The following is a 26,657-nucleotide window of genomic DNA, read 5'->3' on the forward strand; positions in this document are numbered from 1 at the left end:
CGCGCTGGGTCGGCATCGCCCTCCCACTCCGCGCGGCCGGCCGGCTCACGCGGGGGTCCTCGCGGGACTGCGCGGGCGGTGCCGCGGTGGCCCGCGGGTGCGCTACGCCTGGGCGATCAGACGGTCCACCGCCGCCGTCCCCGAGGTGTAGCCGGCGGACATCGCCGCCGCGGTGGGGCCGGGGCCGGCGGACGGGGCCGGTGCGAGGGCCCCGGCGGCCGGGGGCTGCTGGGCGGAGGGCTCGTGGGCCAGGGCGAGCGGCGCGTTCTCGCGGGGCAGCGGCTGCGGCTGGGCCGTGCTGCGGGCGGTGCTCTGTGCCGGCACCTGGGCGAGCATGGGGGCGGGCCGCGGTGCCTGGGCGTGGGGCTGCGCGGCGGGCTGCGGCTGGGACCGGGACGCGGACGGTGCCGGCGACGGGGACGGGGACGGGACCTGCGCCAGCATCGGCTTCGGCGGTTCCGGCGCGGGCGCGGGCGTCGGCGCCGACCGGACCGGGCCGCCGTACAGCACCTGTTCCATCGCGGTGACCAGGCGGGCCACGTCGTGCTCGGGACGGACCACGAACCGTACGAACCGGCTCGAGCTGCCGATCTTGTTGCCGCACTCGCGTACCAGGACGCCGTGTTCGGCGAGCAGCCGGTCGCGCAGGACGGCGCCGTCGGCCCCCTCCGGGAGGCGTACGTACACGAAGTTGCCCTGCGACGGGTAGACCGTGAGACCGGGCAGCCGGGAGAGGTGCCAGATCATCTCCTGGCGGTCGCGGCCCACTTGCCGCAGGCTGTCCGCGTACTCCTGGCGGTGCTCGTGCAGCATGAACACCACGGTCTCGGCGAAGGAGTTGAGGTTCCACTTCGGCAGCGCGGCCCGGACCTTCCCGGCGAGGGCCGGGTTGGCGACGAGGTAGCCGAAGCGCACCCCGTGCAGACCGAAGTTCTTGCCGAGGCTGCGCAGCACGATCACATTGGTGCGCAGCACCGCCTCGGCCGCGACGCTGGTCTCCTGCCCCTCGTCGGCGAAGTCGAGGAAGGACTCGTCGACGACGACCAGGTCCAGGTCCTGGAACTGGTCGAGCAGCGAGAGGACCTGCTGCTTGGGCAGCAGGCCGCCGTCGGGGTTGTTGGGGTTGCAGACGACCGCGACGCGCGAGCCTCTGGTCCGTACGAACTGGACATAGGAGGCCGGGTCGAGGGCGAATCCGCGCGCTTCCGGGAGCAGCAGCATGTCGACCCGCTTGCCGGTCTCCATCGGCTGGTCGGTCCAGCGGCCGAAGGTGGGGACGGGGACGGCCAGCGACTCGCGGACCAGCAAGTGGTCGATCCAGGTGATGAGTTCGGTGGAGCCGTTGCCCATGGCCACGGTCTGCGGGTTGAGGCCGAGCAGCCGGCAGAGCTCGGCGCTGATGGTGTCCGCGCCGCTCGGGTAGTACGTCAGGATCTCCCGGAGCCTGCTGCCGAGCCGGTCGAACATGGCGGGGGTGGGGAAGTACGGATTGCACGGGATGCAGAAGTCGACGATCTCGCCGGCGGCGCCGCCGCCCGCCCGGTTCAGCGTGAAGTACGACGGGCTGTGCGCGGTGGACGCGCGGAAGAGCGCGGTGACGTTGCTCCCGTTGCTGCCGTTGCTGACATCGCTGCCGGCCAAGACGTGCCTCCCCTGCGAGCTGGCGGCCCGTGCGGATCCGCACGGGCCGCCCACAGGTACGGACGTCGTCCGCCCGTTGTTCAAGGGCGGCGGCCCCCCGGCCGGGCGGCCCGTCAGCAGGCCGCGCACTGGATCGCCCCGCCGTGCCTCCGCGGCGGCCGCCGGCCGTGGAGCAGCAGGTAGAAGCGCTCGACCGACTCGCCGGGACCCTCCTCGAACCGCTTGACGACCTTGCCGAGCGGATTCCACACCCGCCCGTCCGGCATCCGTACCCCGACGGGCTGGCCGAACAGCTCCCGCTGCCCGTCGTCGAGGTCCACCCACCTCGCCCCGGCGCGTCTGACCATCACCTCGCCGGTGTAGGCGCCGAGTCCCCGGAGGAAGTGGTCGACGCCCCCGCGGCCCGGTCTGTTGCGTCTGAGTCCGTCGATGACGAGGTCGACCAGTCTCAGGCTTGTCACGGTGTAGTCGAGCGGCAGTCTGCTGCGCTCGCTCATCTCGGTGACGAACCCGGCGGTGTAGCTCTGCATGCCTCTTGCGTCAGGCAGTTCTGCGGCACTCTCTTCCACGGCACCCGCCTCTCCACGACGTTGGACTCGCACTTCCCAGCGGAAGCGGAGGCCGTGGCGTCACGGACCGAACGGGTGACCGTTGTCACAAGCGGAATCCACGGTTGCCGTACAACCGTGGCAGCCGCGCGGCACTCGCCCTCGCCGCCTGCCGGGGAGGCTTACTGCCGCGCCGGCTTGTACCCCGGGGCGCGCCTGTCGCCCTGGCCGCCCCTGGCGGCGCCGGCGCCCGGCGGCACGGCGGCCGCGGTGTTACTCCTGTCCGGCGTCGACGTGGGGCGCTGTTCCGCGGGGTCGGGGCCGGGGTCGGGCGGTCCGTCCTCCAACAGCCGTGCGCAGTACGCCTCGACGGCGTCCGGGCCGCCCGCCGCGGCTTCGAGGCGCTCACGCACGGCACCGTCCAGGGCCCGGCCCTTCCCCGCCCCCTTGGCCGCCGAAGCCGCCTCCGTCGCCTGCGCCGCTTCGTACGCGCGGCAGTGGGCCGCCCGGTGCTCCGCGGTGGTCGGGCCAACCGCGTCCGGGGTGGTGGCGGGCAGGCCGGCGGACCCGGTGGTGGCCTGCGGCGTCGGGGTGGCGGTCGCATCCGGGTCACCGGACGGGGTGGAGGTGCCGGCGGCCGGGCCGGGCCGCTCGGCGGGCGAGGTGCCGAACGGGGCGGGTATCGCGCCCGACGCCATCGCGACGCCGCCGAGCAGGACGCCCGCGGCGAAGGTGCCGAGCCCGGTCCTGATCCACGGGGCGCGCGTCCGCCGCTCCGCGGGACGCCAGTCGTCGTCCGGCCGGGTGGGCAGGCCGAGGGCCCCCTCGTCCCGGGCCGCACGGAAGGCGGCCACGGCGTCCTCCGCGCCGCGCGGGGCGAGGGGCTCGGGGCGGGCGGCCGCGGCGAGCACCTCGTCGAGCGTGGGCGGCCGCTGCCCGGGCCGTGGCTGCGGCTCGGGCTGCGACTGCGACTGCGGCTCGGACGGCGGTCGCCGCTCGGCACCGGGCCCCACGGCGCCTCCGGATCGGTTTTCGGTCATCTCGCATCTCCCAGCGAAGGAGAGTCCGAATCTGTCACACCTTCGGACGCGAGCGATGCCAGGCACTTCTCCAGCCGCCTCAGCCCGCGGTGCGTGGCGGAGCGCACCGCTCCCGGCCGCTTTCCCAACACCCGTGCGGCGGCCGGTCCGTCGAGGCCGATGACGGTCTGCAGCAGCACCGCCTCGGCCTGCTGGCGGGGCAGTTGCGCGATGAGGGCCAGCGCCTGCCGGGTGGAGACGGTCTCGAAGGCCTCGGCCGCCGTGTCCTGACGGGCGGGCAGCCCGGCGAGATCGCTCTCGAGGAGCGTGCCGCGCGGGCGGCTCCTGACCCGGCGCAGATGGTCGACGGCCCGGTTGCGCGCGATGCTCGCGGTCCAGGCTCGGAAGCCGGCGCCGTCACCGCGGAAGCGCCCGAGGTCGCGGGCTATTTCCAGCCACGCGTCGGAGGCGACGTCCTCCGCATCGTCGCCCACGAGTCCGCGCAGATATCCGAGGAGCGGCGGGTGGACGATCCGGTAGGCCGTGGAGAAGGCGGCCTCGTCGCCCTGTTGCGCGCTCGCCACCGCATCGCCGAGCTCTTGGTCGTACGCCTCCGTACGCCGGCTGCCCCGCTCCTTGCCCACCCGGTCCTCTTCACGCCGGCGGCACGGGCGTCCGTGCCATGCTCATGCCCTCTCTCCATTCAGCGTCATCACTCTCGGAAATGTCACAGCTGACATACAGACACCAACTGGCTTACCAGGCAGCCGTGTTGACGAATCATGTCCCTACAGACCGACGACCGTGACCTCGGTCGCCTTGACCCCGGTCCACACCGGTACGCCTTCCGCCAGGCCCAGTTCGGCGGCCGCCTGCGGGGTGATCTCCGCGACGAGATCCGGCGCGTCGGCGGAGGTCACCAGGACGCGCAGCCGGCTGCCGACGGCGGTGATCTCGCGTACGGTGCCGGGCCAGACGTTGCGGGGGCTGCCGCCGGGGCGTTCCCGGTGCACGGAGACGGCCTCCGGGGCGATGATCGCGAGGACCTCGGCGCCGGGTGTCAGCGGGTCGGCGACGACAAGCCGTCCGCCGCCCGCCAGTTCGACGCCGCCGGCGGCCGCCGTGCCGGGCCAGGCGTTGCGGCCCAGCATCCGCGCGACCCACGGCGAGCGCGGATGGCGGGTGACCTCCGCGGGCGGTGCGTCCTGGACGGCGCGGCCGTCGTCGAGGACGAGCACCCGGTCGGCCAGCGACACGGCCTCGACCGGGTCGTGGGTGACGATCAGGCACACGCCGCCGAAGCCGTCGAGATGCCCGCGTAGCGTGTGGCGCACCTGCGCCCGGGTGGTCTGGTCGAGTGCCGCGAGCGGTTCGTCCAGGAGCAGCAGCCGCGGCCCGGCGGCCAGGGCCCGGGCGAGTGCGACGCGCTGGGCCTGGCCGCCGGAGAGCTGGGCCGGCCTGCGGGCGGCGAGATGGCCGACGCCCAGCCGGTCCAGCCACCGCTGGGCGCCGCGCCGCGCCTCGGCGCGCCCCGCGCCCCGGGCCCGCAGCCCGTACGCGGTGTTCCCGAGCGCGCTCAGGTGCGGGAAGAGCGCACCGTCCTGGGGGACCCAGGCGACCCCGCGGCGGTGCGGCGGCAGGGCGGACACGTCGACGCCGCCGAGGGTGAGGGCGGCGCGGGCGCGCGGGGTGAGGCCGAGAAGGGCGCGCAGGAGGGTCGTCTTGCCGGCGCCGTTGGGGCCGACGACCGCGATGGTGGTGCCCGGCGGGGCGTCGAGGGTGAGTTCGTCGAAGCCGGTGACCTCGGCGTGCAGCGCCCAGCGTCCGCCCGCGGCGACCGGCGCGGCCTCCGGGCGCGTACGGGCCGGGACGGGGCGCGGAGGCTCCTCCGCCACGGGGGCCGTCCGGCGTGCGGCCGGTGCGCCGCCCGTCCAGCGTCCGCGCAGGGCGACCAGCACCGCCATGGCGACGGCGAGCAGCAGCAGCGACAGGGAGGTCGCCGCCTCCGGTTCCTCCTGGAGCAGCAGATACACCTGGAGGGGCAGTGTCTGGGTGGTGCCCGGCAGATTGCCGGCGAAGGTGATGGTCGCGCCGAACTCGCCGAGTGCGCGGGCCCAGGTGAGCGCCGCTCCGGCGATCAGGCCGGGCAGCACCATCGGCATCGTGACGGTGAAGAAGACCCGTACGGGCGAGGCCCCGAGGGAGGCCGCCGTCTCCTCGTAGCCGGGGCGCAGGCCGGCGAGCGCGCCTTCGAGGCTGATGACCAGGAACGGCATGGCGACGAAGGTGGCGGCGACGACGGCGCCGGAGGTGTGGAACGGCAGCGTGACGCCGAAGGTGTCCTCCAGCCAGGGCCCGAGGAGCCCGCGTCGCCCGAAGCCGAGCAGCAGTGCCACGCCGCCGACGGTGGGCGGCAGCACCATCGGCAGCAGGACGAGGGAGCGTACGAGGGCCTTGCCGGGGAAGTCGGCGCGGGCCAGCACCCAGGCGAGGGGCACGCCGAGCAGCAGGGAGAGGCCGAGCGCCCAGAAGGAGACAACCAGCGAGAGACGCAGCGCCTCGGTGACGCCGGGGCTGGTCAGATGGGCGCCGATGTCCGTCCAGGCGGTCCGGCCGAGGATGCCGGCCAGGGGCAGCAGCAGGAAGGCGACGGCGAGGAGCGCGGGGACCGCGAGGAGGGCGGGCGTACGGGTGCCGTGGACCGCCGCGGCAGCCCGTGGGGAGCGGAGGGCGGGGCGGGTCGTGTCGCGCGGACGCTTCATGGTGCGTTCCTGTGCTGTTTCGGCCGCGGGGGCTACGGCTGCTGGAAGCCGGCGTCCCGCAGGATCTTCTGCGCCTCGGGGCCGCTGAGCCACGTGACGAACGCCTGGGCGGCGTCGGGGTCCTGTGCTGCGTTCAGGGGTGCGGCCGGGTACGAGGCGACAGCGTTGTGTTCGTCGGGGATGTCGACGGCGTCGGTGGTGCCCGCGGCGGCGGTGGCGTCGGTGCGGTAGACGAGTCCGGCGTCCGCCTCGCCCAACTCCACCTTGCTGAGCACGGCCCGCACGTTGGGCTCCTGGGAGACCGGCCGCACGTCGATGCCGCGGGCGTCGAGGATCTGCCTGCTGTAGCGGCCGACGGGCACCTGGGGTGCGGCGAGGACGACCTTGAGCCTGCCGTCCGCGAGGTCGGCCAGCGAGCCGATCCGGTGCGGGTTGCCCTTCTCCACGGCGATCACCAGCCGGTTCCTGGCGATGACGGCCGCCTCGCCGGTCTCTGCCGCGAGGCTCTGCATCGTCTTCGTGTCGGCGGTGACGAGCGCGTCGGCCGGGGCGCCCTGGCGGACCTGGGCGGCCAGCTCCTGGGAGCCGGCGAAGGAGAAGGTGACCTCGGCGCCGGGGTGCGACTTCTCGTAGGCGGCGCCGGCGGTCTGGAAGACGTCGGTGAGCGAGGAGGCGGCGAGCACGGTCAGCCGGGCGGTGTCCGCGCCTCCCCTGTCACCGCCGCCGCAGGCGGCGAGCGGTGCGAGCAGCAAGGCGGCCAGGACCGCGACCGCGGCACGCGGGCGTCCGGTACGGGTGGGGAGCACGGGGCGGCCTCTCAGACGCGGTCGATGTGCACGTTGGTCGACTTCACGCGGGCGGTGGCCCGCATACCGACCTCGAGCCCCAGTTCCTCGACGGCCTCGCGGGTGAGCAGCGAGACGAGCCGGTGCGGGCCGGCCTGGATCTCCACCTGTGCCGCGACGTCGCCGAGCTTGACGGCGGTGACGATGCCCGGGAACGCGTTGCGCGCGGAGGTGTACGAGTCGTCTTCCTCGCCGACGCCGCCCTGGGCGACCTCGACGGAGAACGCGGCCAGGTCGCGGCCGTCGATGAGACGCCGTCCGCTGTCGTCGCGATGGGTGGCGACCCGCCCGGCGTCGGCCCAGCGCCGCGCGGTGTCGGCGCTGACGCCGAGCAGCCGTGCCGCCTGGCCGATGGTGTAGGACTGCATGTGCGCCACTCTAGGGCGCTTGAGCTCGCAGGTACAGCCACTTCCGCCACGTACCCATGGCAGATGCGGCGCGGTCCCACGTATGCGCTACGCGACCGACCCGATGCGGCCGGCCGGGGCGTCCGGCCCGTCGTGGTGGATCGGAGTGTGCGCGCCGGTCAGGGAGACCCCGCTGCCGCCGCGGCGGTTCGCGACGATCTCGGCGCCGATGGACAGGGCCGTCTCCTCCGGCGTACGGGCGCCGAGGTCGAGGCCGATGGGCGAGCGCAGCCGGGCCAGTTCGAGTTCGGTGACGCCGGTGTCGCGCAGCCGCCGGTTGCGGTCCTCGTGGGTGCGGCGCGATCCCATCGCGCCGACGTAGGCGACCGGCAGCTTCAGGGCGAGCTCCAGCAGCGGCACGTCGAACTTGGCGTCGTGGGTCAGTACGCAGAGCACGGTGCGGCCGTCGACCTCGGTCGACTCCAGATAGCGGTGCGGCCACTCGACAACGACCTCGTCGGCGTCCGGGAAACGGTGCGCGGTCGCGAAGACGGGTCGCGCGTCGCAGACGGTGACGTGGTAGCCGAGGAACTTGCCGACGCGGACCAGCGCGGCGGCGAAGTCGACGGCGCCGAAGACGATCATGCGCGGGGCGGGGACGCTCGACTCGACCAGCAGTGTCAGCGGCCGGCCGCAGCGCGAGCCGTCCGCGCCGATGACGACGGTGCCGGTGCGTCCGGCGTCCAGCATGGCCGCGGCCTCGGACGCCGCGGTGCGGTCCAGCTCCGGGTGGCCGCCGAGGCCGCCCTCGTACGTGCCGTCCGGCCGTACGAGCAGGGCGCGGCCCGCGAGGTCGGCGGGCCCGTCGGTGATCCGTGCGACGGCCGCCGCCTCGCCGCGGGCGGCGGTGGCCAGCGCGGCCGCGAACACCTCCCTGGCGGGGGCGTCCGCGTGGACGGGGGTGACGAGGACGTCGATGACGCCGCCGCAGGTCAGGCCCACGGCGAAGGCGTCCTCGTCGCTGTAGCCGAAGCTCTCCAGGACGCTGGTGCGGTCTTCGAGGGCCTGTTGGCACAGCTCGTAGACCGCTCCCTCCACGCACCCTCCGGAGACCGAGCCGATCGCCGTGCCGTCGCCGTCGACGGCGAGCGCGGCGCCCGGCTGCCGCGGGGCGCTGCCGCCGACGGCCACCACGGTGGCGACGGCGAAGCTGCGGCCCTGCTCGACCCACCGGTTCAGCTCTTCGGCGATGTCCAGCATGTCGGTCTCCTTCGGGTGTCGTGCGGGGCGGGTTACTTGACTCCGAGCCAGCCCTCGATCGGGTGCAGCGCGAAGTAGGCGAGGAAGACGACGGACAGGACCCACATCAGCCAGCCCACCTCGCGTGCCTTGCCCTGGACGGCCTTGATCAGCACGTGGGTGATGACTCCGGCCGCGATACCGGCGGTGATGGAGTAGGTGAAGGGCATCAGCACGGTGGTCAGGAAGACCGGGATGGAGGTCGCCGAGTCGTTCCAGTCGATGTGCTTGGCGTTGCTCATCATCATCGCGCCGATGACGACGAGCGCGGCGGCCGCGACCTGGGTCGGGATGACCTGGGCGAGCGGGGTGAAGAACAGGCACAGCGTGAACGCGAGGCCGGTGACGACGGAGGCGAGGCCGGTACGGGCGCCGTCGCCGACGCCGGCGGTCGACTCGACGAAGACGGTCTGGCCGGAGGCGCCGGCCACACCGCCCATCACGCCGCCCGCGCCGTCGATGGCGAGGGCCCTGTTCAGGCCGGGCATCTTGCCCTTGTCGTCGGCCAGGTCGGCCTGCTGGCCGATGCCGATGATGGTGCCCATGGCGTCGAAGAAGCCGGCCAGCACCAGGGTGAAGACGATGACTCCGACGGTGATGCCGCCGACGCTGCCGATGCCGTCGAAGGAGACGTCGCCGAAGAGTCCGAAGTCGGGGCTGGAGACGATGGAGCCGGTGATCTCGGGCGCGTTCAGTCCGCCCCAGGCCGCCTTGTCGAGGCCGGCGAACTGGTGGACGGCCGCGGCGAAGAGCGTGCCGCCGACGATGCCGATCAGGATCGCGCCGGGGACCTTGCGGACCTGGAGCATGAAGATCAGCAGCACGGTGACGGCGAAGCAGAGCACCGGCCAGCCGGTCAGCATGTCGCTGGTGCCGAGCTGGATCGGCTTGGCGCCCGCGATGCCGCCCTCACCGGGCATGGAGGTCACGAATCCGGCCTGGACCAGGCCGATGAGACAGACGAACAGGCCGATCCCCATGGTGATGGCGTGCTTCAGCGCCAGTGGGATCGCGTTCATGATCAGTTCACGGAGACCGGTGACGACGAGCAGGATGATCACGGCGCCGTAGATGACGCACATACCCATCGCGTTTTCCCAGGTCATCTCGGGCGCGACCTGGAAGGCCAGGACGGCGGAGACGCTGAGTCCCGCGGCCAGGGCGAGCGGCACATTGCCGAGGAGGCCCATCACGATGGTGGTCGCGGCGGCGGCGAACGCGGTCGCGGTGGTCAGCTGATCACCGTCGAGCCTGTTCCCGGCCGCGTCGGGGACCGAAAGGATCACCGGGTTGAGAAGGATGATGTACGCCATCGCCATGAAGGTGGTGATGCCGCCACGCACCTCCCGCCCGACGGTCGAGCCTCTCTTGGATATGTGGAAATACCGGTCGAGCCAGGAGCGGCCGGCGGGCTGACGCCGGCCGGCGCCTGCGTCCTCCGCCGTCGTCCTCGGCTCAGTGGACTGCTGGGTCATGGTGCCTACTTCCCAAGGTTCACAGGGGCACCCGCCGAAAGGATTGGGGATGGCGGGATTTGGGATCTGCTGGGCTGCACGACCCGGGGGACGGCCCGAGACTTGCGCTGGAGTACTGCGGTGGTGCGGTGGGGGGTGGTGCTCGGTGGTGCGGTGGTGCTTCCTCCGGGTGCCGCGTACCAGCCGGGGAACAGGGAGGTTCCTGGAGGCATGGCGCGCACCGCCCGGAGCAGTGGGGGACGGAATCAGGTGCCGGTGAGGTGCTCGGGGCGCACCGGCGTCCTGTTGAGCTCCAGACCCGTCGCGTTCCGGATCGCCGCGAGGACGGCCGGGGTGGACGACAGGGTCGGGGCCTCGCCGACGCCGCGCAGCCCGTAGGGCGCGTGGTCGTCGGCGAGTTCGAGCACGTCGACCGGGATGGTCGGCGTGTCGAGGATGGTGGGGATCAGGTAGTCCGTGAACGACGGGTTCCTGACCTTCGCGGTCTTCGGGTCGACGATGATCTCCTCCATGACCGCCACGCCCAGGCCCTGGGTGGTGCCACCCTGGATCTGGCCGATGACGGACAGCGGGTTGAGGGCCTTGCCGACGTCCTGGGCGCAGGCCAGCTCGATCACCTTCACGAGCCCCAGCTCGGTGTCCACCTCGACGACCGCGCGGTGCGCGGCGAACGAGTACTGGACGTGGCCGTTGCCCTGACCGGTACGGAGGTCGAACGCCTCCGTCGGGCGGTGGCGCCACTCGGCCTCGATCTCGACGGCCTCGCCCTCCAGCACGTCCACCAGGTCGGCCAGGACCTCGCCGCCGTCGGTGACGACCTTGCCGCCTTCGAGCAGCAGCTCGGCGGTGGCCCAGGCCGGGTGGTACGTGCCGAACCTGCGGCGGCCGATCTGCAGGACCTTCTCGCGGACCAGCTCGCAGGAGTTCTTCACGGCGCCGCCGGTGACGTACGTCTGGCGGGACGCGGACGTGGAGCCGGCCGAGCCGACCTGGGTGTCGGCCGGGCTGATGGTGACCTGGCTGACGCCGAGCTCGGTGCGGGCGATCTGGGCGTGGACGGTGACGCCGCCCTGGCCGACCTCCGCCATCGCGGTGTGCACGGTGGCGACGGGCTCTCCGCCCACGACCTCCATGCGGACCTTGGCGGTGGAGTAGTCGTCGAAGCCCTCGGAGAAGCCGACGTTCTTGATGCCGACCGCGTAGCCCACACCCCGTACGACGCCTTCGCCGTGCGTGGTGTTGGACAGGCCGCCGGGCAGCGCGCGGACGTCCGCGCCCTCGGTGGACTCCCACTGGCGCTCGGGCGGCAGCGGGCGGGCCTTGACCCGGCGCAGCAGCTCGGCGACCGGAGCGGGCGAGTCGACCGGCTGGCCGGTCGGCAGCAGCGTGCCCTGCTCCATGGCGTTGAGTTGCCGGAGCTCGACGGGGTCCATGTCGAGGGCCTTGGCCAGCTTGTCCATCTGCGCCTCGTAGGCGAAGCACGCCTGGACCGCGCCGAAGCCGCGCATGGCGCCGCAGGGCGGGTTGTTGGTGTAGAGCGCGATGGCCTCGATGTCGACGTCGTCGATGACGTACGGACCGACGGAGAGCGAGGAGGCGTTGCCGACGACGGCCGGGGAGGCGGAGGCGTACGCGCCGCCGTCCAGCACGATCCGGCACTTCATGTGCGTGATCCTGCCGTCGCGGGTGGCGCCGTGCTCGTACCAGAGCTTCGCCGGGTGGCGGTGGACATGGCCGAAGAAGGACTCGAACCGGTTGTAGACGATCTTGACCGGCTTGCCGGTGCGCAGCGCCAGCAGACAGGCGTGGATCTGCATCGACAGGTCCTCGCGGCCGCCGAACGCGCCGCCGACACCGGAGAGCGTCATCCGCACCTTGTCCTCGGGCAGGCCGAGGACGGGTGCGATCTGGCGCAGGTCCGAGTGGAGCCACTGGGTGGCGACGTACAGGTCGACGCCGCCGTCCTCCGCGGGCACGGCGAGACCGGACTCGGGGCCCAGGAACGCCTGGTCCTGCATGCCGAAGGTGTACTCGCCGGAGACGATGACGTCGGCGCGCCTGGCGGCCTGGTCGGCGTCGCCGCGCACGATGGGCTGGCGGTGCACGATGTTCGGGTGCGGCACATGGCCGGCGTGGTGGTCGTCCCGGCCGGGGTGCAGCAGCGGCGCGTCCGGCGCGGTCGCGGAGGCCTCGTCGGTGACGACGGGCAGTTCCTTGTACTCGACCTTGATCTTGGCGGCGGCGCGGCGCGCGGTCTCCGGGTGGTCGGCGGCGACGATGGCCACGGGCTCGCCGTGGTGGCGTACGACGCCGTTGGCGAGGACGGGGGTGTCCTGGATCTCCAGGCCGTAGTTCTTGACCTCGGTCGGCAGGTCGTCGTAGGTGAGGACGGCGTACACGCCGGCCTGGGCGAGGGCCTCCGAGGTGTCGATGGACACGATCTCGGCGTGCGCGACGGTGGAGCGCAGGATCTGGCCCCAGAGCATGTCCTCGTGCCACATGTCGGAGGAGTACGCGAACTCGCCGGTGACCTTGAGGATGCCGTCGGGCCGGAGCGTGGACTCGCCGATGCCGCCCCTGGTCCTCTGGGTGAGGTTGGTGGGTGTGCCGGTGGTCGCCATGTCAGACCGTCGCCTCCTGGTTTCCCTGACGGGCGGCCGCGAGGCGGACGGCGTCCAGGATCTTCTCGTAACCGGTGCAGCGGCAGAGGTTGCCGGAGAGCGCCTCGCGGATGTCCTCGTCCGACGGGGACGGGGTGCGCTCCAGCATCTCGTCGGCGGCGACCAGCAGGCCGGGGGTGCAGAAGCCGCACTGCACGGCGCCCGCGTCGATGAACGCCTGCTGGATCGGGGAGAGCTCGGTGCCCCCGCCGGTCTGCGAGTCGCTGCCCTGCGCACGCCACTGCTGCGCGTTCTGGAGCGAGGTGCCGCAGGCCCCGCCCGGGCAGGACTGCTCGCGCTGCTTGGCGAAGTCCGCCAGGCCCTCGACGGTCACGACCTCCCGGCCCTCGACCTGCCCGGCGGCGACCAGGCAGGAGCAGACCGGAACGCCGTCGAGTCTGACCGTGCAGGAACCGCATTCGCCCTGCTCGCAGGCGTTCTTCGAACCGGGCAGGCCGAGGCGCTCCCGCAGGACGTACAGCAGGCTCTCGCCCTCCCAGACGTCGTCCGCTTCCTGCCGGCGTCCGTTGACGGTGAAATTGACGCGCATCGTTATGCAGCTCCTTCGAGCGGGCGGGCGGTGCCGCGGTACTGCTCCCAGGTCCAGCCGAGCGTGCGGCGGGCCATGATGCCGACCGCGTGGCGGCGGTACTTCGCCGTACCGCGCACGTCGTCGATCGGGTTGCAGGCGCCGGAGGCGAGCTCCGCGAACTGCTTGGCGATCGACGGGGTGATGATGTTCCCGCTCTCCCAGAATCCGCCTTCTCCCAGCGCGGCGTTCAGAAACTCCTCGGCGGCCTTCGCCCGCACCGGGGTGGGGGCGGCGGACCCGATGCCGGTGCGCACCGTCCGGGTCTCGGGGTGCAGGGCGAGACCGAAGGCGCAGACGGCGATGACCATGGCGTTGCGGGTACCCACCTTCGAGTACTGCTGCGGCCCGTCCGCCTTCTTGATGTGCACGGCGCGGATCAGCTCGTCGGCGGCGAGCGCGTTGCGCTTGACACCCGTGTAGAAGTCGTCGATGGGGATCAGTCGGGAGCCGCGCACCGACTCCACCTCGACCTCGGCGCCCGCGGCGAGCAGCGCCGGATGGGCGTCACCGGCCGGGGACGCGGTGCCGAGGTTGCCGCCGACGCCGCCGCGGTTGCGGATCTGCGGGGACGCGACGGTGTGCGAGGCGAGCGCCAGACCGGGCAGCTCCCCGCGCAGGTTCTCCATGATCGCGGTGTACGGGACGGAGGCGCCCAGCCGGACGCTCTCGCCGGCGGTCTCCCACTCGGTGAGCTCACCGATGCGGTTCAGGTCCAGGAGGTACTCCGGCCGGCGGTGGTCGAAGTTGATCTCGACCATGACGTCGGTGCCGCCCGCGATGGGGACGGCGGTGGGGTGCTCGGCCTTGGCGGCGAGCGCCTCCTCCCAGCTGGCGGGGCGAAGGAAGTCCATGAGTGGCTCTCTTCTTCTCAGGCGGGGTCGTTCGTCGCGACGGGCCCGGGACGGCCGGCCCTCGACCTCTTCAGCTGCCGTCGTTCACCGGCGTCGTTCATCTGCTGTTCACGCGATGTGGTCCAGTACACAAGCCACGATCCGGCCGGTGCAGTCACCGAAACACCGAAGGAGTTGGCTGGTCGCCTCCCTCGTCTTGTAGATTCGAACGAAAGGCGGAGATCGGCAACCTCACTGTTTCCCCCTGGAAACCATGGCCAAAGGATCTCCGGCCGGGACCGGCAACAACGAGACAGATCGGCGGCGACACCATGCGGCTGCGCGCACTGCTGGACAACGACGCGCTGGGGCTGCGGCTGCTCGGCGGCGAGGACGAGCTCGACCGCGGGGTCCGGGGCGTGATGACCACAGACCTCCGCGACCCCAGCCGGTACCTCTCCGGCGGGGAGCTGGTGCTCACCGGGCTCGCCTGGCGGCGCACCCCGGAGGACTCCGAGCCGTTCGTCCGTCTCCTCGCGGGCGCCCAGGTCGCCGGGCTCGCGGCCGGCGAGGCGGAGCTCGGGGACGTGCCCGACGATCTGGTCCAGGCCTGTTTGCGCCACCGGCTCCCACTATTTGCTGTGAACGAGTCCGTTGCGTTCGCGACGATCACCGAGTACGTCGTACGGCAGGTCTCCGGGGAGCGCGCGGGTGACCTCGCGGCTGTCGTCGACAGACACAGGCGGCTGATGACGTCGGGCCCCGCGGGCGGCGGACCGGACGCCGTACTGGACCTGCTCGGCTCCGATCTGGACCTGCGCGCCTGGGTCCTGTCCCCCACCGGACGGCAGATCGCGGGCGTCGGCGAGGGGCTGCCGCCCGAGGTCGGCGCAGCGCTCGCCGGTGAACACCTGGCCGCCGTACGCCACGGCCGGCGGGCCCCGCACCGGGCCGTCGCACGGGGCATGACGTACTCCCTCTTCCCGATCCGGAACGTCGGGCGGGGAGCCGGCGCGCCCGCCGTACGGGACGTGCGGGAGGGCGTGCTGTCCGACTGGCTGCTCGCCGTGGAGGCGGACGCCGCGGACTGGCCGGCCGCGCGCCTCGACCTGCTGCAGGGCGTCACCCAGCTGATCGCCGTCGAACGGGACCGGCGCGAGGCGGCCCGTACGGTACGGCGCCGGCTCGCCCAGGAGGTCCTGGAACTCGTCCAGACCGGCGCGGCCCCCGCGGAGATCGCGGCGCGGCTGCGGGTCGCCGCGCCGGTGCTGCTGCCGGGGCTGGGGAGCGCGCCGCACTGGCAGGTCGTCGTCGCCCGGGTCGACTGGGGCGACGACCCGTCCGTCGAGACCGGACAGGTCACCCAGTCCCTCCTCGAGGAGATCCTCGTCGACCCCGCCGCGGCCGGGCAGGACTCCGCGGACCGGATCGCGGTCGCCCACAGCGGCGAGGAGGCGATCGCGCTGGTGCCGCTGCCGGCGGTGAGCCTCGGCGGCCTGGACGATGCCCCGCCCCCGTCGGAGACCGGCCTGCACGCCGACGTGCTGCTGGAGTCCGTACGCGCCCCGCTGACGGCGGGCCTCGCCGACGACGGCCGCCTCACGCTGGGCGTCAGCGCGGCCGTGCACTCCGCGGAGGGCCTGCGCGGCGCCCTGGAGGAGGCCCGCCACGCCCGCCGCGTCGCCGCCGCCCGCCCGGGCCGGGTCTGCGCGGCCGGCCACCACGAACTGGCCTCGCACGTCCTGCTGCTGCCGTTCGTCCCGGACGACGTGCGCCGCGCCTTCACCGCCCGGCTGCTGGACCCGCTGCGCGACTACGACCGCCGCCACCGGGCGGAACTCATCCCCACGCTCGAGGCGTTCCTCGACTCCGACGGCTCCTGGACCCGCTGCGCGGGCCGCCTGCACCTGCACGTGAACACGCTCCGGTACCGCGTGGGCCGCATCGAACAGCTGACGGGCCGTGATCTGTCGCGCCTGGAGGACAAGCTGGACTTCTTCCTGGCGCTGCGCATGAGCTGACGAGGGCGGTCCCGCGTCGGGAGCTTGCACGGGCGTGCTGCCCCTGCCGGGGAGGGCAACAAGTCCCGCGAGCGCGGCCGCTGGGCGGCTGCTCCCCCGAAGGGGCGGTGACGAACAGAATCCCGGCCCACCAGGGGACGGTTCCGGGGCGGCCGGAGACGCCGCGGAAACCCGCTTCGCCGGTACGGCGGCGTCGGAGGGCGGCGCGAACGCCGAACGCCGTTGCGGCGCAACCTGCGTAGAGGGCGAGTGCCGCCCAGGCCCAGCCGTTCACCGGCCACCCTCCGTTCAGGTGGTGCAGCAGGCGCATCCCGGCCGGCAGCCGCACGGGTCTTCCGCGGCTGCGGCCGGGCCGGCGGCCGATGGTGCGGGAGCGGGTGCGCAGCAGCCCTTGCCCTGCCAGGCGTCACGGCCTTCCTTGAGGGCGACGGCGGCGATGACCAGGGCGGCGACCGGGTCGGCCCAGGTCCACCCGAGGGTGGCGTTGAGGACCAGGCCCACCAGGAGCACGGCGGACAGGTAGGTGCACAGCAGGGTCTGCTTGGAGTCGGCGATCGCGGACGCGGAGCCGAGTTCGCGTCCCGCGCGGCGCTGGGCGGCGGACAGGAACGGCATGACCGCCAGCGACAGGGCGGCGATGACGATGCCGGGGATGGATCGCTCCGCCTCCCCGCTGCCGGCCAGCGCCCGGACCGCGTCGACGCCGACGTAGGCGGCGAGCGTGAAGAACGACGCGGCGATGATCCGCAAGGTGGTCTTCTCACGGGCCTGCCGCACGTCGTGGTCGCGCGCGGAGAACTGCCAGGCGACAGCGGCGGCGGAGGAGACCTCGATGACCGAGTCCAGTCCGAAGCCGATCAGCGCGGTGGACGACGCGAGCGTCCCGGCGGTGAGGGCGACGATCGCCTCGATCACGTTGTAGGTGATGGTCGCGGCGACCAGCAGGCGTATCCGGCGGGTGAGCGCGTCACGCCGGGCCGGGGACGGCCCGGTGGATGCCACGGTCATCAGCAGCACCCGTTCTCGTCCGCGTCGGCACAGGTCCGGTCGGCCTCAACGGCCACCACGGCGCTCCGCAGGTCGTCGAGTGCGTGACCGAAACGCTCATCGGCCAGCTCGTACCGGATGCGGCGCCCATCGGGAACGGTGACCACCAGACCGCAGTCCCGCAGACACGCCAGGTGGTTCGAGAGCCGGGTACGGGAGATTCCGAGCGCATCGGCGAGATCGGAGGGGTAGGCCGGGGCTTCGCTCAGGTGGAGCAGGAGCCGGCAGCGGATCGGGTCGGCGAGCGCACGGCCGAACCGGGCCAGCACCTCGATGTCGGAGGCAACAGTCAGCACGCCGTGACAATACATGAGATCCTGAATTCAGGAAACCGTGAACCATGGCCGCTGCTTTTCGTGAACACCGGCCCACAACTCAAGGGGCTCCACCGGAGCCTCCGCGTCACCGCGCCAGAACGCGCGCGAACACGCCCCCTTCCCCCGCCAGTTCGTCCCACCCACCCGTCTGCACCACCCGCCCCGCTTCCGGCACCGCGATCCGGTCCGCGCGACGGATCACCGGCGGGCGGTGGGCCATCAACAGCGGCGTACAGGACGGTGAGCCGTCCCGCGGGGCCGCCGGGACCAGTTCGTCGCCGTCGCAGCAGCGCGGGTCCACCCCGACGGCGACGAACTGGTCCCGCTGCGCACCGACTCGGGCGACGGCCCGTGCACCGCGGCCCGCGATCCGCCGCGTCACACCGTCACCCCTCGCACCCGTCACCCGTCACCCGTCACCCGTCACCCGTAAGGGGCACGGAGAGATTCATCCGGTTGACGCCAACACGGCGGCCCGCGCATACCCGCCGGTCACGGGCCTGAAGGTGCCGATGCCGCCCAACGGCGGGGGTCGGCTCGGCCCGGCGTGCCCCGGCGATGGCGTCCACGGCGACCCGGCCGACCGCCGAAAGATTGTGAATTGATTCACCTGACCTCTTGGCCCGGCGTGCCGATCCGTGCTGAGATGCGGTCCTGACTCAACAGCTCAATGGCGTGCTCGGGGAGGGCAAGTGGCGCATACCGCCATGTCTGGTTCCGGAACCACAGCAGGTGACGATCCACTCCAGACCGCGGTATGGCGGCTGCGTTCGCGCGGCTGTTGGACCGATGCGGCGGCCCTTCTCGCGCCCCGGGCCGCCGAGCCCGCGGCGGCGCTGGAACGGGCGGGGCTGCTGGTCGAGCGGTCTCTGTTCACCTGCGACGGCTGGGCGGAGGCGGAGGACGCGCTGCGCAACGCGGAGGCCGTCGCCCGCGACGACGAGGAACGCGGCGGCGCGGCCAGCGAGCGCGGCCGGCTGGCGTACGCGGCGACCCGCCTCGGGGTGCGGGACCGGGCCGACGAGGCCCGTTCCGCGCTCGGCAGGGCGACGGCGCTGCTCTCGCCGTCCTCTCCGCGGCGCCCGCTGCTGGACTTCCGGCGGGGCCTGGTCTCCGAGCACATCGCGGACGCCCCGCAGGCGGCCCTCGCCGCCTATCAGCGGGCGCACGCCGGCGCGCAGGCGCAGGACGACCCGCTGCTGCTGTCGTTCACCTGGCAGCAACTCGCCGGACTCGCGCTGCGCGACGGCGATACGGCGACGGCGCGGCAGGGCTTCACGGAATGCCTGCGCATCCGGGAGGAGTTGGGCTATCTGATCGGTACGGCGCCGGCGCTGGCCGGGCTCGCGGACTGCGAGGCGGAACCGGCGGCGAGCCGGCTGCGCGCGGAGGCGTACCGGCTGTTCCGTCTGCTGGGCGGCGTACCGGTGTGGCTGGGCGCGCAACTGTCCCCGGCCGTACCGCCACAGGCCTCCCCGGCCGAGCCCGAGCCCGCGGGCCAGTGAGGACCCGCCGCAGGCAGGGCGACGTCCCCGAGCCGCGGACGCGGTGGGACGAGATCACCACGGGCCTGTGGGTCGGCGGCCATGTCTGGACCGGCGGCGGCCGCCGGCACCGGGACGTGGTCGTGGCCGACGAGTTCGACGTCGTGATCAGCCTCTACACGCGCGAGGGCCACGGCCCCTCGGCCGGGGTCGAGCACCATGTCGTACCCATCCCGGACGACTGGCTCACCGCCGAGGAGATCGACCGGGTGCGCCGGGTGGCGCTGACGGCCGCCGACGCCGTACGGGCGCGGCGCCGGGTCCTGGTGCGCTGCTACTCGGGCTACAACCGCTCCGGCCTGGTCGCCGCCCAGACGCTGATCGAACTGGGCCACGACGCGGAAGGCGCGATCGACCGGGTCAGACTGCGGCGCTCCCCGTGGGCGCTGCACAACGCGGCGTTCGAGCAGTATCTGCTGACGGGTCTGGACATCGCCTCGCTGCTGTCGGGCCTGGAGCCGCCGCCCGCGGGCTGATTCAGACCGCCCAGCCGAAGACCCGCTCCGGGTTCATGGCGACCAGCACCAGGACTACCGCCACGCCGACCCAGACGAAGCCGCGGACCCTGCTGCGCGGCTTCGGCGCCTGCCGGTCGGGCCAGGCCCGCCAGCCGTCGGGCCGCGCCTGCACCGGCTTCCCCCGACGGGTCAGCCGCCGCACCCTGCCCTGCCGCCTGGTGGCCTCCTCGTCGGCGCGCCGCAGCCGCTCCGTGACCATCCGCGCCCGCGCGGACGGCTCCTTGGGCGCGGCGAGCCGCGCGGGCCCCTCGCTCTCGAGCTGGAACTTCGCCCACTCCTCGTCGGGTATGGACGACTCCGGCGACTCCGCGGTCATACTTCCCCCTCAACAGGACAACCGGCGCCACAGATTAGTGCAGCCCGCTCCGCTGCCCGCACCCGGGACGACCCATCGAGGCCGGCCCTAGCGGGGCCGCAGCGCGATCAGTGTGTCGTCCGTGCCGACGCAGAGCGTGCCGGCCGGTAGGACCGCGACGGCGCGGACCGCCGGACCCGGGCGGAACGGCAGCGCACGGCGGGCCCCGGGGAGGTACAGCCGGACCAGACCGTCCGCCCAGGCGACCGCGAGGGCGGGGCCGGCCGGTGTCGGCCCGGTGTGCAGGGCGACGACCGGGTACGGGCGTTCCGCCACGGGCGGGCGGTGTCCGGCGGCGCCGGGCGACCAGCGGTGGACGGCGCCGTCGCCGCCGCCGCTGTGGACGGTGAGGGCGGTGAGGGCGGCCGCCTCGGCGGTGGCCGACAGTGCGGTCACCCGGCCGGAGTGCAGCGCCGCCTGGTGCAGGCCGTCGAAGCCGAAAGCGTGTACGGAGCCCATCCGGTCGCCGACCAGCACGGTGTCCGCCGCGGCGGCGAGCGCCGTGCCCGGATGGCTTTCGAGGGTGGCGGCCACGGCCTTCGTCAGCGGCGTCTCGGTGCCCCCGTGCCGGTGGAGGCGGCCCCGCTCGTCGAGCAGCAGCCAGGTGGCGTCGTCCAGCGCGGCAACCGCCCTGGTACGGGCGGCCGTCGACAACTGCGGGACGTCCTCGTCCAGGGTGCGTACGCCGCCGGCCGGGTCGGCGACCACCAGGGCGTCCGACGTGACGGTCAGCGCGGCGACCGGGCACGGCCGGGACCACTCCAGGGCCCACGGTCCCCGCTCGGACAGCCGGGCCAGCGCCGCGCGTACCCGTGGTTCGGCGTCCGGCGGCAGGGCGGCCAGCAGGACGAGGGCGCGCCGGACCGGGCCCTGGTCGCGGATCAGTGACTGGCCGGCCCGCAGCCAGGCGGCGCGCAGACCGCCGTGCTCGTCCGTCGCGGTCTCGTACGCCGAGGTGACCCGGGCGGGGTCGGCCGCGCAGACGGCCTCCGGGTCGGTGAGGTCGGGCGGCCGGTGGTCCTCCGGCTCGTCGGCGGGAGTCTCGACGATCACCCGCAGGTGGCCGAAGCCCCGCAGCAGGGAGACCAGTTCGGCCGTCTCGCCCGGGTCCTGGCCGGCCGGCGCGAGCCGTACGGTGCGCGGCGCGCCGGACAGCAGGGCGGACAGCAGCCCGGCCGGAGTGCTGGCCACGACGCCGAGCTGGTTCGCCACCGTCCATACCGTGCCGCGCACGTCGTCGTCCCGTCAGTGTCCGAGGGTTCGATGGTTCAGGCGTCCGAGCCCGCGAAGTGCTCCCGGACCAGCGACCGGACCACTGCCAGGTCCTGGGCTATCAGGGCCTCCAGCAGGGCCGTGTGCTCCGCCGCGTCGGCGATCAGGTCGGCCCGGCGGGTGGCGGGGGCGCTGGTGAGGGGCCACTGGGAGCGCCGGTGGAGGTCGTCCGCGACGGCCAGCAGCTGTTCGTTGCCCGCGAGGGCGAGGACCGCGCGGTGGAAGGCGCGGTCGGTCTCGGCGTAGCTCGACCGGTCGCCGGTCGCGGCCGCGGCGGCCGTCGCCTCGGCCAGCGGACGCAGCGAACGCCAGCGGTCCGCGGGGACCGTGCGGGCCAGCCGGAGCATGACGGGCACCTCGATCAGGGCGCGGACCTCGGCCAGTTCGGCCAGTTCGCGGGCGCTGCGCCGGGTGACGCGGAAGCCGCGGTTCGGCACGACCTCGACGGCGCCCTCCATGACGAGTTGCTGCATCGCCTCGCGCACGGGCGTCGCGGAGACGCCGTAGCGCTCGCCGAGGACGGGCGCCGAGTAGACCTCGCCGGGCACCAGGTCGCCGTCCACGAGGGCGGTGCGCAGGGCGTCCAGGATCTGGCCGCGTACCGAGTGGCGCTGCACGAGGCGGGGGGCGGGCGGCTCGCTGTGGGTGTGTTCGCCGCGGGCCTGTTCCTGGAGCGCGGGACGCCCCTGGGCGGGGACGCGGGCGGACCCGTACGGCTGCGGGAGAGGGAGGTCGCGCGTTCTGGCCTGCTCCACTCGAGCCCTCCTCCGGCAGTCGGCCTGGCCCCGTTCGCGGATGCGGGGCCCTGAGTGCACGATAGGCGGCCTGGGCCCCAGTTCAAACATCGAATGCATCGGGTAAGGTAAGGCTAACCTGCTAACGATCGCGATTCGGTGGTCCCCGGCATGACCGTTCCTGCTCTGCTGTCCGGCCTCACCTCACCGGTGTCCGACGCCTACGCGCGCCTCGCGGAGGTCTTCCCCGGGCTGCGCGTCACGGAGCTGCCCGAGGGGGCCGAGACACCCTCCGGGGCCGGCTGGGTCGCCGCGTCCGAGCTCGCGGCCGGCGGCGCGGCGCTCGACTCCTTCCTCGCCTGGGACGACGACCAGGTGCAGCGGGACTACGGGCAGCGGGCCCGCCCGGACGTCGTCGCCAGCTTCGGTCTGCACCGGTACGCATGGCCCGCCTGCCTGCTGGTCACCGTCCCCTGGTTCCTGCACCGCCGGGTGCCGAGGGTCCCTGTCGCGGACGTCGCCTTCCAGCGCACGCTGGGGCACATGACCGTACGGGTGCGGGACTTCGCGTGCCTGCCGGACGACCCCGCGGCGCGGCTGCCCGGCGCCCGTGTCGTGCCGGACGAGGAGGCGCTGCGCGGTGAGGTCCGCGCCGCCGTGGCCGAGCACCTCGGCCCCGTCCTCGACGGATTCGCCGGGCCGATGCGCCGCGGCAAGCGGGCGCTGTGGGGGATGACGACGGACGAAATCGTCGAGGGCCTGTGGTACATCGCACACCTGCTCGGCGAGGAGCCGCGCGCCGTCGCGGAGCTGGAGCGGCTGCTGCCGGGCGCGACCAAGCCGTACGTGGGCACGGCCGCGTTCCGCGAGCTGACCGGTCCGAACGGCGAGCGGCTGCCGACCCGCGACCGGGCGAGCTGCTGCCTGTTCTACACGCTGCGCCCCGAGGACACCTGCGCCACCTGTCCGCGCACCTGTGACGCCGACCGGGTGGCGCGGCTGCTGCAGACCGCGTAGGCAGTCGCGGTGGATAGCCGCAGTAGGTAGCCGCCGTCATTCCACGCCACCCTTTCGAGTGGCATGCATTCGAACGTAACTCGAAGCTCTCAGCTATCAGTTCGACCAGATCGGCCCTATTGGCGTGCCGGGCCACCCCGTTGGCGTTCTCTTGCGTGGAAAGCCCCTGCGTGTCCCCCGTGTTCGGCCACTATTGCGGCCGAAACGCCCTACCGCGATGCAAGGGACACCGCACATGAGACTGACCGACATATCGCTGGACTGGCTGCTTCCGGGCGCCGTGCTGATCCTGGGAGTCCTGGCGGCGGTGGCGGTGCTCGCGCGCGGCAAGCGCGCCGGTGACAAGGCCCCGGAGGACTCGTGGGAGCGCAGCGAGGAGCGGCGCAGGCGCAAGGAGGCCGTCTACGGCACCGCCTCGTACGTGCTCCTCTTCTGCTGCGCAGCAGTCGCGGCTGCCCTCTCCTTCCACGGCCTGGTCGGCTTCGGCCGGGAGAACCTGAGCCTGAGCGGCGGCTGGGAGTATCTGGTCCCCTTCGGGCTCGACGGGGCGGCCATGTTCTGCTCCGTCCTCGCCGTGCGCGAGGCCAGCCACGGCGACGCCGCCCTCGGCTCCCGGCTGCTGGTGTGGACGTTCGCCGGAGCGGCCGCCTGGTTCAACTGGGTACACGCGCCGAGGGGGTTGGGGCACGCGGGCGCACCGCACTTCTTCGCCGGCATGTCGCTGTCCGCGGCCGTGCTGTTCGACCGGGCGCTGAAGCAGACCCGCCGTGCGGCACTGCGCGAACAGGGCCTGGTGCCCCGCCCGCTGCCGCAGATCCGGATCGTCCGGTGGCTGCGGGCGCCCAGGGAGACCTTCGCGGCCTGGTCGCTGATGCTGCTGGAGGGCGTACGCACCCTCGACGAGGCGGTCGACGAGGTCCGCGAGGACCGGCGGCAGAAGCAGGAGAACCGGCTGCGCAGGCGCGACCGGGAGAAGCTGGAGCGCGCCCAGATCCGGGCGCTCAACCGCCAGCACCGCACCTGGGGCCTGGGACGGACGGACCGCCGGACGCAGCTGCCCGCCCTCGGCCCGGCGGCCGGCAACGGGCAGCAGGCCGGGGGTTCGTCCTCCGTCGTGGAGCCCGTCATAGGCGAGCCCGGACAACTGCCCGTGCGTGCCCGGCCCTCGCTGCAGCCCGTGAAGCCGACCGGAGCAGACCCGCTCACGGTCGACCTCACGGCCGAGGACGACACACAGGCGCTGCCCCGCCTGGACTCCCTGGAACGGAAACTCAAGGACCTCGAGCAGCAGTTCGGCTGAGCAGTAGCCCGGCCGCGGGCTCACCGGGGCGGCCCGGCCTCCGATTCAGGAGGTCAGGCCGCCCCCGCGTGCAGTTCGAACCAGATCACCTTGCCCACCCCTTGCGCGGTGCGCACACCCCAGGCGTCGGCCAGCCGCTCCACCAGGATCAGCCCTCTGCCGCTCGTACCGAGGTCGGCGTTCGGTACGTCCGACACGGGCAGTCCCGCCATGAAGTCCTGGACCTCGACATGGAGCGTGGAATCCTCGACGGTGGCCGTGACCACCGCTCCGTGCTCGGTGTGGATCAGCGCGTTGGTCACCAGTTCGCTCGCGAGCAGTTCGGCCACGTCGGCCGCGTCCGCCCCCGCGGCGCCCTCGTCGGGGTCGGGCCACTTGCCCAGCAAATCGCGTAAAGCGTGCCGCACTTCGGGTACTGCCGTGAGATCCCCGCGACCCAGTCTGCGATGCAGCCGGCCACGAACTCCCGCGCCCCCGTGACGTCCAGTCATCATCCCCCACCCACACGTCGGACGAGCTTCGGCTTCATAACGGTCACCGGATGCATGCCCCGCCCGGGGAGCACCACTCATGTCGATTTCGTCACCCGTCACCGCGCGGGCCCGTCCGGACGGCCCGGCCCACCCCGCGGGCCGGGCCCGACGCGCCCGCGCGGCTACGCCTCCCAGACCGCCACCGCCGTCCGGTCGTCGGCGTAGCCCTTGACCCGGAGCTGTGTGTCGGCGAGGAACTGCGCCATGCCCGGCGGCTGCGGCCCGCCCCAGCGCCCGGCGAGCTCCTGCGCGAGCGCCGCCTCGCCGCGCACCGGCTCGGCGAGACCGTTGCTGCACAGCAGCAGCGTGTCGCCGGGACGGGCGACGGAGGCGCGGAACCGGAACGGTTCGGCCGGCGGGGGCGGCGGGGTCTCGATGTACGGCGCCGCCGGCATGGGGATGTCGAAGTCCATGGTGAGCCGGTCGCCGTCCGGCGTCTCCTCGGGCACGGCGGACCCGAATCCGACGACGGGCGCGCCGGTGACCTCCGACCGGTCGGGGACCGGCGGCTCGAGATCCTGCCAGACGCCGTCACGCAGCCGGAACAGTCCGCCGCCGCCGACACCGAAGAAGACCCGGGTACGGCAGGCGGGGTCGGCGGAGAGCAGCAGGCACCGCAGCCCCGCGGTGTACGCCTCCGGCTCCAGGCCCAGCTCGGTGGCGCGGGCGCGGAGCTTGCCGAGGCTCCGGTCGGTGAGCCGGTGCAGACCGGACTTGAGGTCGCCACGGCGGCCGGCCCTTATGTCCTCCGCGAGCCGTGCGTGACTGCGGCCGACGGCCCCGCCGATCCAGCGGCAGGCGTCGGCGGCGGCAAGATGCGCGGCGCCGGCCGCGCGGTTGCCGCCGGCCACGGCGACGAACACCAGCGCGGCGGGGCCGGTGCCGAAACGCGCGGTGAGCAGCGCGTCACGGCGCGGCTCACCCCGGAACCGCGCGGAGTCGCCCCGCACGGAGGCGGCCCGCAGCGTGTACGTGCCGTACCGGGCGCCGTCGAGCACGGTGTCGGGCACGAGCCGGTCGAGCGCGTGCGCGTCCGCGGCGGGCAGCGCGGTCGGCTCCGCGTCGTACGTCGGCGGCCCGCCCCCGACCGCCCCGCCGCGGGGCCCCTGCCCCGGCACGGAGACCCGGCCGGGGCGGGCCGGGGGCGGTGGTACGGGGGCCGCCGAAGGCGGTGGGGGCGGGGTGGCCGGCGGTGGGGTGGCCGGGAGCCGGGCCGGTGGCGGCGGGGAGGGGGCCTCGTCGCTCGGGCCTGCTCCGTCGCGTACCGGACCGGTCCCGCGCGGGTCGGCCACCGGGCCGTCCGGGAGGGTGGGGGCGCCCCCGTCCGGGGCGCCCGCGCCGGGTTGCGTCTCCTGCACCGGGCCGGCGGACGCCGGCGGCGGGGCGGCGTCGGCGCCCCGCGGGTCCGGCGCGCTCGCCGGGCGCGGCGGTGCGGAGGGCCGCGTTGCGTCCGAACCCGGCGCGGACTCACTGCCCGGCTGCGCAAGTGCGGGCCCGCGCGGTTGCCCGCCTGCCGGCGGCCCCGGGTCGGCGCCCCTCGGGTCCGGCGCGCTCGCCGGGCGCGGCGGCACGGGGGCGTTCCCGCCGGGCGGCCCGGCCTGCACAGGATCGGACGCCGACGACGGCGTAGGGGCGTGCCCGTCACCGCTGCGCGCGGCCGGACGGGGCGGCGGGGCGGGGTGGTCCCACCAGGCCGCGGGGCGGGTGGCCACCGTGTCGGACGCCGAGTCGAAGCGGTCGTCGAGCGTGTCACCGTGCGACGTGGCCGGCGGTCCGGTGTCCGGGGCGGAGTCGTCGTACAGCCTGCCCCACCAGTCGTCCTCGGTAGTAGGCCTGTTGGGCTTCTCCCCCTGCTCACTCATGCCCTTATTGTCGACCTCACCACCCGCCAGAAAACGGGCATTGAAGAAAAGACACCCGCCAAAGGTCCCCGGGCGGCCCAACTCCCCCGGGAATGACGCCCGGCGGACCGTCCTGACCG

Annotated in this window: 25 protein-coding genes; 5 read left to right on the forward strand and 20 right to left on the reverse strand. The window is 73.7% G+C overall.

Annotation, left to right across the window (positions count from 1 at the left end):
• Positions 1 to 102: 102 nt before the first annotated feature.
• The 12 genes from ACWD01_RS10550 to ACWD01_RS10605 all read right to left on the reverse strand — a co-directional run bounded on the left by ACWD01_RS10550 (position 103) and on the right by ACWD01_RS10605 (position 14,039).
• Positions 103 to 1,641 (reverse strand): pyridoxal phosphate-dependent aminotransferase, encoded by a 1,539-nt coding sequence (locus tag ACWD01_RS10550; protein WP_451160176.1) that lies wholly within the window; start codon positions 1,639 to 1,641, stop codon positions 103 to 105.
• Between the two features lie 113 nt (positions 1,642 to 1,754).
• On the reverse strand, positions 1,755 to 2,171 hold the full coding sequence (locus tag ACWD01_RS10555; protein WP_451160178.1) for a hypothetical protein: 417 nt from the start codon (positions 2,169 to 2,171) through the stop codon (positions 1,755 to 1,757).
• Between the two features lie 200 nt (positions 2,172 to 2,371).
• Positions 2,372 to 3,229, reverse strand: coding sequence for a hypothetical protein (locus ACWD01_RS10560; RefSeq protein WP_451160180.1), 858 nt, complete (start codon positions 3,227 to 3,229; stop codon positions 2,372 to 2,374).
• On the reverse strand, positions 3,226 to 3,852 hold the full coding sequence (locus tag ACWD01_RS10565; protein WP_451160182.1) for an RNA polymerase sigma factor: 627 nt from the start codon (positions 3,850 to 3,852) through the stop codon (positions 3,226 to 3,228). Before ACWD01_RS10565 ends, ACWD01_RS10560 begins: the two co-directional genes overlap by 4 nt.
• A gap of 144 nt (positions 3,853 to 3,996) precedes the next feature.
• Positions 3,997 to 5,970, reverse strand: a complete 1,974-nt coding sequence (locus ACWD01_RS10570; protein ID WP_451160184.1) for an ABC transporter permease — start codon at positions 5,968 to 5,970, stop codon at positions 3,997 to 3,999.
• A 32-nt stretch (positions 5,971 to 6,002) separates the two neighbouring features.
• Complete coding sequence (gene modA / locus ACWD01_RS10575) at positions 6,003 to 6,776, reverse strand: molybdate ABC transporter substrate-binding protein (protein WP_451160186.1); 774 nt, start codon at positions 6,774 to 6,776, stop codon at positions 6,003 to 6,005.
• A gap of 11 nt (positions 6,777 to 6,787) precedes the next feature.
• Positions 6,788 to 7,183: a TOBE domain-containing protein gene (locus ACWD01_RS10580; protein WP_451160188.1), complete on the reverse strand. Its 396-nt coding sequence runs from the start codon at positions 7,181 to 7,183 to the stop codon at positions 6,788 to 6,790.
• Positions 7,184 to 7,270: 87 nt separating this feature from the next.
• Complete coding sequence (locus ACWD01_RS10585; protein WP_451160190.1) at positions 7,271 to 8,422, reverse strand: XdhC family protein; 1,152 nt, start codon at positions 8,420 to 8,422, stop codon at positions 7,271 to 7,273.
• Positions 8,423 to 8,454: 32 nt separating this feature from the next.
• Positions 8,455 to 9,936, reverse strand: a complete 1,482-nt coding sequence (locus ACWD01_RS10590) for an NCS2 family permease (protein ID WP_451160192.1) — start codon at positions 9,934 to 9,936, stop codon at positions 8,455 to 8,457.
• Between the two features lie 245 nt (positions 9,937 to 10,181).
• Positions 10,182 to 12,557 carry a xanthine dehydrogenase family protein molybdopterin-binding subunit gene (locus ACWD01_RS10595; protein WP_451160194.1) on the reverse strand — a complete coding sequence of 792 codons (2,376 nt, stop codon included), beginning with the start codon at positions 12,555 to 12,557 and terminating at the stop codon, positions 10,182 to 10,184.
• Between the two features lies 1 nt (position 12,558).
• Positions 12,559 to 13,146 (reverse strand): (2Fe-2S)-binding protein, encoded by a 588-nt coding sequence (locus ACWD01_RS10600; protein WP_451160196.1) that lies wholly within the window; start codon positions 13,144 to 13,146, stop codon positions 12,559 to 12,561.
• A gap of 2 nt (positions 13,147 to 13,148) precedes the next feature.
• Entirely contained in the window at positions 13,149 to 14,039 is an 891-nt protein-coding gene (locus ACWD01_RS10605; RefSeq protein WP_451160198.1) for an FAD binding domain-containing protein, read from the reverse strand.
• A gap of 311 nt (positions 14,040 to 14,350) precedes the next feature.
• Between ACWD01_RS10605 and ACWD01_RS10610 the strand changes: the two genes are divergently transcribed.
• Entirely contained in the window at positions 14,351 to 16,039 is a 1,689-nt protein-coding gene (locus ACWD01_RS10610) for a PucR family transcriptional regulator (protein WP_451160200.1), read from the forward strand.
• 288 nt (positions 16,040 to 16,327) lie between these two features.
• Here ACWD01_RS10610 and ACWD01_RS10615 read toward each other — a convergent pair whose 3' ends face one another.
• The 3 genes from ACWD01_RS10615 to ACWD01_RS10625 form a co-directional block, all read right to left on the reverse strand.
• Complete coding sequence (locus ACWD01_RS10615; RefSeq protein WP_451160202.1) at positions 16,328 to 17,047, reverse strand: cation transporter; 720 nt, start codon at positions 17,045 to 17,047, stop codon at positions 16,328 to 16,330.
• Entirely contained in the window at positions 17,047 to 17,382 is a 336-nt protein-coding gene (locus ACWD01_RS10620; protein ID WP_451160204.1) for an ArsR/SmtB family transcription factor, read from the reverse strand. The genes ACWD01_RS10615 and ACWD01_RS10620 overlap by 1 nt, the downstream gene beginning before the upstream one ends.
• Before the next feature lie 106 nt (positions 17,383 to 17,488).
• Entirely contained in the window at positions 17,489 to 17,785 is a 297-nt protein-coding gene (locus ACWD01_RS10625) for a hypothetical protein (protein WP_451160206.1), read from the reverse strand.
• Positions 17,786 to 18,110: 325 nt separating this feature from the next.
• Here ACWD01_RS10625 and ACWD01_RS10630 point away from each other — a divergent pair, with 325 nt between their 5' ends.
• Positions 18,111 to 18,908, forward strand: a complete 798-nt coding sequence (locus ACWD01_RS10630) for a hypothetical protein (protein WP_451160208.1) — start codon at positions 18,111 to 18,113, stop codon at positions 18,906 to 18,908.
• Complete coding sequence (locus ACWD01_RS10635; RefSeq protein ID WP_451160210.1) at positions 18,905 to 19,423, forward strand: protein-tyrosine phosphatase family protein; 519 nt, start codon at positions 18,905 to 18,907, stop codon at positions 19,421 to 19,423. Before ACWD01_RS10630 ends, ACWD01_RS10635 begins: the two co-directional genes overlap by 4 nt.
• A 1-nt stretch (position 19,424) precedes the next feature.
• Here the strand turns inward: ACWD01_RS10635 and ACWD01_RS10640 are convergent, their stop codons facing one another.
• The 3 genes from ACWD01_RS10640 to ACWD01_RS10650 all read right to left on the reverse strand — a co-directional run bounded on the left by ACWD01_RS10640 (position 19,425) and on the right by ACWD01_RS10650 (position 21,847).
• A complete protein-coding gene (locus ACWD01_RS10640; RefSeq protein WP_451160212.1) occupies positions 19,425 to 19,781 on the reverse strand; it encodes a hypothetical protein in 357 nt (118 codons plus the stop codon).
• Positions 19,782 to 19,868: 87 nt separating this feature from the next.
• Positions 19,869 to 21,053, reverse strand: coding sequence for a hypothetical protein (locus tag ACWD01_RS10645; RefSeq protein WP_451160214.1), 1,185 nt, complete (start codon positions 21,051 to 21,053; stop codon positions 19,869 to 19,871).
• Between the two features lie 35 nt (positions 21,054 to 21,088).
• Complete coding sequence (locus tag ACWD01_RS10650; protein ID WP_451160216.1) at positions 21,089 to 21,847, reverse strand: GntR family transcriptional regulator; 759 nt, start codon at positions 21,845 to 21,847, stop codon at positions 21,089 to 21,091.
• A gap of 150 nt (positions 21,848 to 21,997) precedes the next feature.
• Here ACWD01_RS10650 and ACWD01_RS10655 point away from each other — a divergent pair, with 150 nt between their 5' ends.
• Entirely contained in the window at positions 21,998 to 22,843 is an 846-nt protein-coding gene (locus ACWD01_RS10655; protein WP_451160218.1) for a (2Fe-2S)-binding protein, read from the forward strand.
• A 235-nt stretch (positions 22,844 to 23,078) separates the two neighbouring features.
• Complete coding sequence (locus ACWD01_RS10660) at positions 23,079 to 24,143, forward strand: DUF2637 domain-containing protein (RefSeq protein ID WP_451160220.1); 1,065 nt, start codon at positions 23,079 to 23,081, stop codon at positions 24,141 to 24,143.
• A gap of 53 nt (positions 24,144 to 24,196) precedes the next feature.
• Here the strand turns inward: ACWD01_RS10660 and ACWD01_RS10665 are convergent, their stop codons facing one another.
• Positions 24,197 to 24,634, reverse strand: coding sequence for an ATP-binding protein (locus ACWD01_RS10665; protein WP_356897495.1), 438 nt, complete (start codon positions 24,632 to 24,634; stop codon positions 24,197 to 24,199).
• A gap of 164 nt (positions 24,635 to 24,798) precedes the next feature.
• Entirely contained in the window at positions 24,799 to 26,538 is a 1,740-nt protein-coding gene (locus ACWD01_RS10670; RefSeq protein WP_451160222.1) for a protein phosphatase 2C domain-containing protein, read from the reverse strand.
• Between the last annotated feature and the right edge of the window lie 119 nt (positions 26,539 to 26,657).

The organism is Streptomyces sp. NPDC002835 (genome assembly GCF_053591995.1).

What these genes read in the sequence shown, in the direction of transcription:
- ACWD01_RS10555 (WP_451160178.1), bottom strand. Translation starts at nt 2,171, where the DNA reads ATGCAGAGCTACACCGCCGGGTTCGTCACCGAGATGAGCGAGCGCAGC.
- ACWD01_RS10560 (WP_451160180.1), bottom strand. Translation starts at nt 3,229, where the DNA reads ATGACCGAAAACCGATCCGGAGGCGCCGTGGGGCCCGGTGCCGAGCGG.
- ACWD01_RS10570 (WP_451160184.1), bottom strand. Translation starts at nt 5,970, where the DNA reads ATGAAGCGTCCGCGCGACACGACCCGCCCCGCCCTCCGCTCCCCACGG.
- ACWD01_RS10580 (WP_451160188.1), bottom strand. Translation starts at nt 7,183, where the DNA reads ATGCAGTCCTACACCATCGGCCAGGCGGCACGGCTGCTCGGCGTCAGC.
- ACWD01_RS10585 (WP_451160190.1), bottom strand. Translation starts at nt 8,422, where the DNA reads ATGCTGGACATCGCCGAAGAGCTGAACCGGTGGGTCGAGCAGGGCCGC.
- ACWD01_RS10590 (WP_451160192.1), bottom strand. Translation starts at nt 9,936, where the DNA reads ATGACCCAGCAGTCCACTGAGCCGAGGACGACGGCGGAGGACGCAGGC.
- ACWD01_RS10595 (WP_451160194.1), bottom strand. Translation starts at nt 12,557, where the DNA reads ATGGCGACCACCGGCACACCCACCAACCTCACCCAGAGGACCAGGGGC.
- ACWD01_RS10600 (WP_451160196.1), bottom strand. Translation starts at nt 13,146, where the DNA reads ATGCGCGTCAATTTCACCGTCAACGGACGCCGGCAGGAAGCGGACGAC.
- ACWD01_RS10605 (WP_451160198.1), bottom strand. Translation starts at nt 14,039, where the DNA reads ATGGACTTCCTTCGCCCCGCCAGCTGGGAGGAGGCGCTCGCCGCCAAG.
- ACWD01_RS10610 (WP_451160200.1), top strand. Translation starts at nt 14,351, where the DNA reads ATGCGGCTGCGCGCACTGCTGGACAACGACGCGCTGGGGCTGCGGCTG.
- ACWD01_RS10615 (WP_451160202.1), bottom strand. Translation starts at nt 17,047, where the DNA reads ATGACCGTGGCATCCACCGGGCCGTCCCCGGCCCGGCGTGACGCGCTC.
- ACWD01_RS10630 (WP_451160208.1), top strand. Translation starts at nt 18,111, where the DNA reads ATGTCTGGTTCCGGAACCACAGCAGGTGACGATCCACTCCAGACCGCG.
- ACWD01_RS10640 (WP_451160212.1), bottom strand. Translation starts at nt 19,781, where the DNA reads ATGACCGCGGAGTCGCCGGAGTCGTCCATACCCGACGAGGAGTGGGCG.
- ACWD01_RS10655 (WP_451160218.1), top strand. Translation starts at nt 21,998, where the DNA reads ATGACCGTTCCTGCTCTGCTGTCCGGCCTCACCTCACCGGTGTCCGAC.
- ACWD01_RS10660 (WP_451160220.1), top strand. Translation starts at nt 23,079, where the DNA reads ATGAGACTGACCGACATATCGCTGGACTGGCTGCTTCCGGGCGCCGTG.
- ACWD01_RS10665 (WP_356897495.1), bottom strand. Translation starts at nt 24,634, where the DNA reads ATGACTGGACGTCACGGGGGCGCGGGAGTTCGTGGCCGGCTGCATCGC.
- ACWD01_RS10670 (WP_451160222.1), bottom strand. Translation starts at nt 26,538, where the DNA reads ATGAGTGAGCAGGGGGAGAAGCCCAACAGGCCTACTACCGAGGACGAC.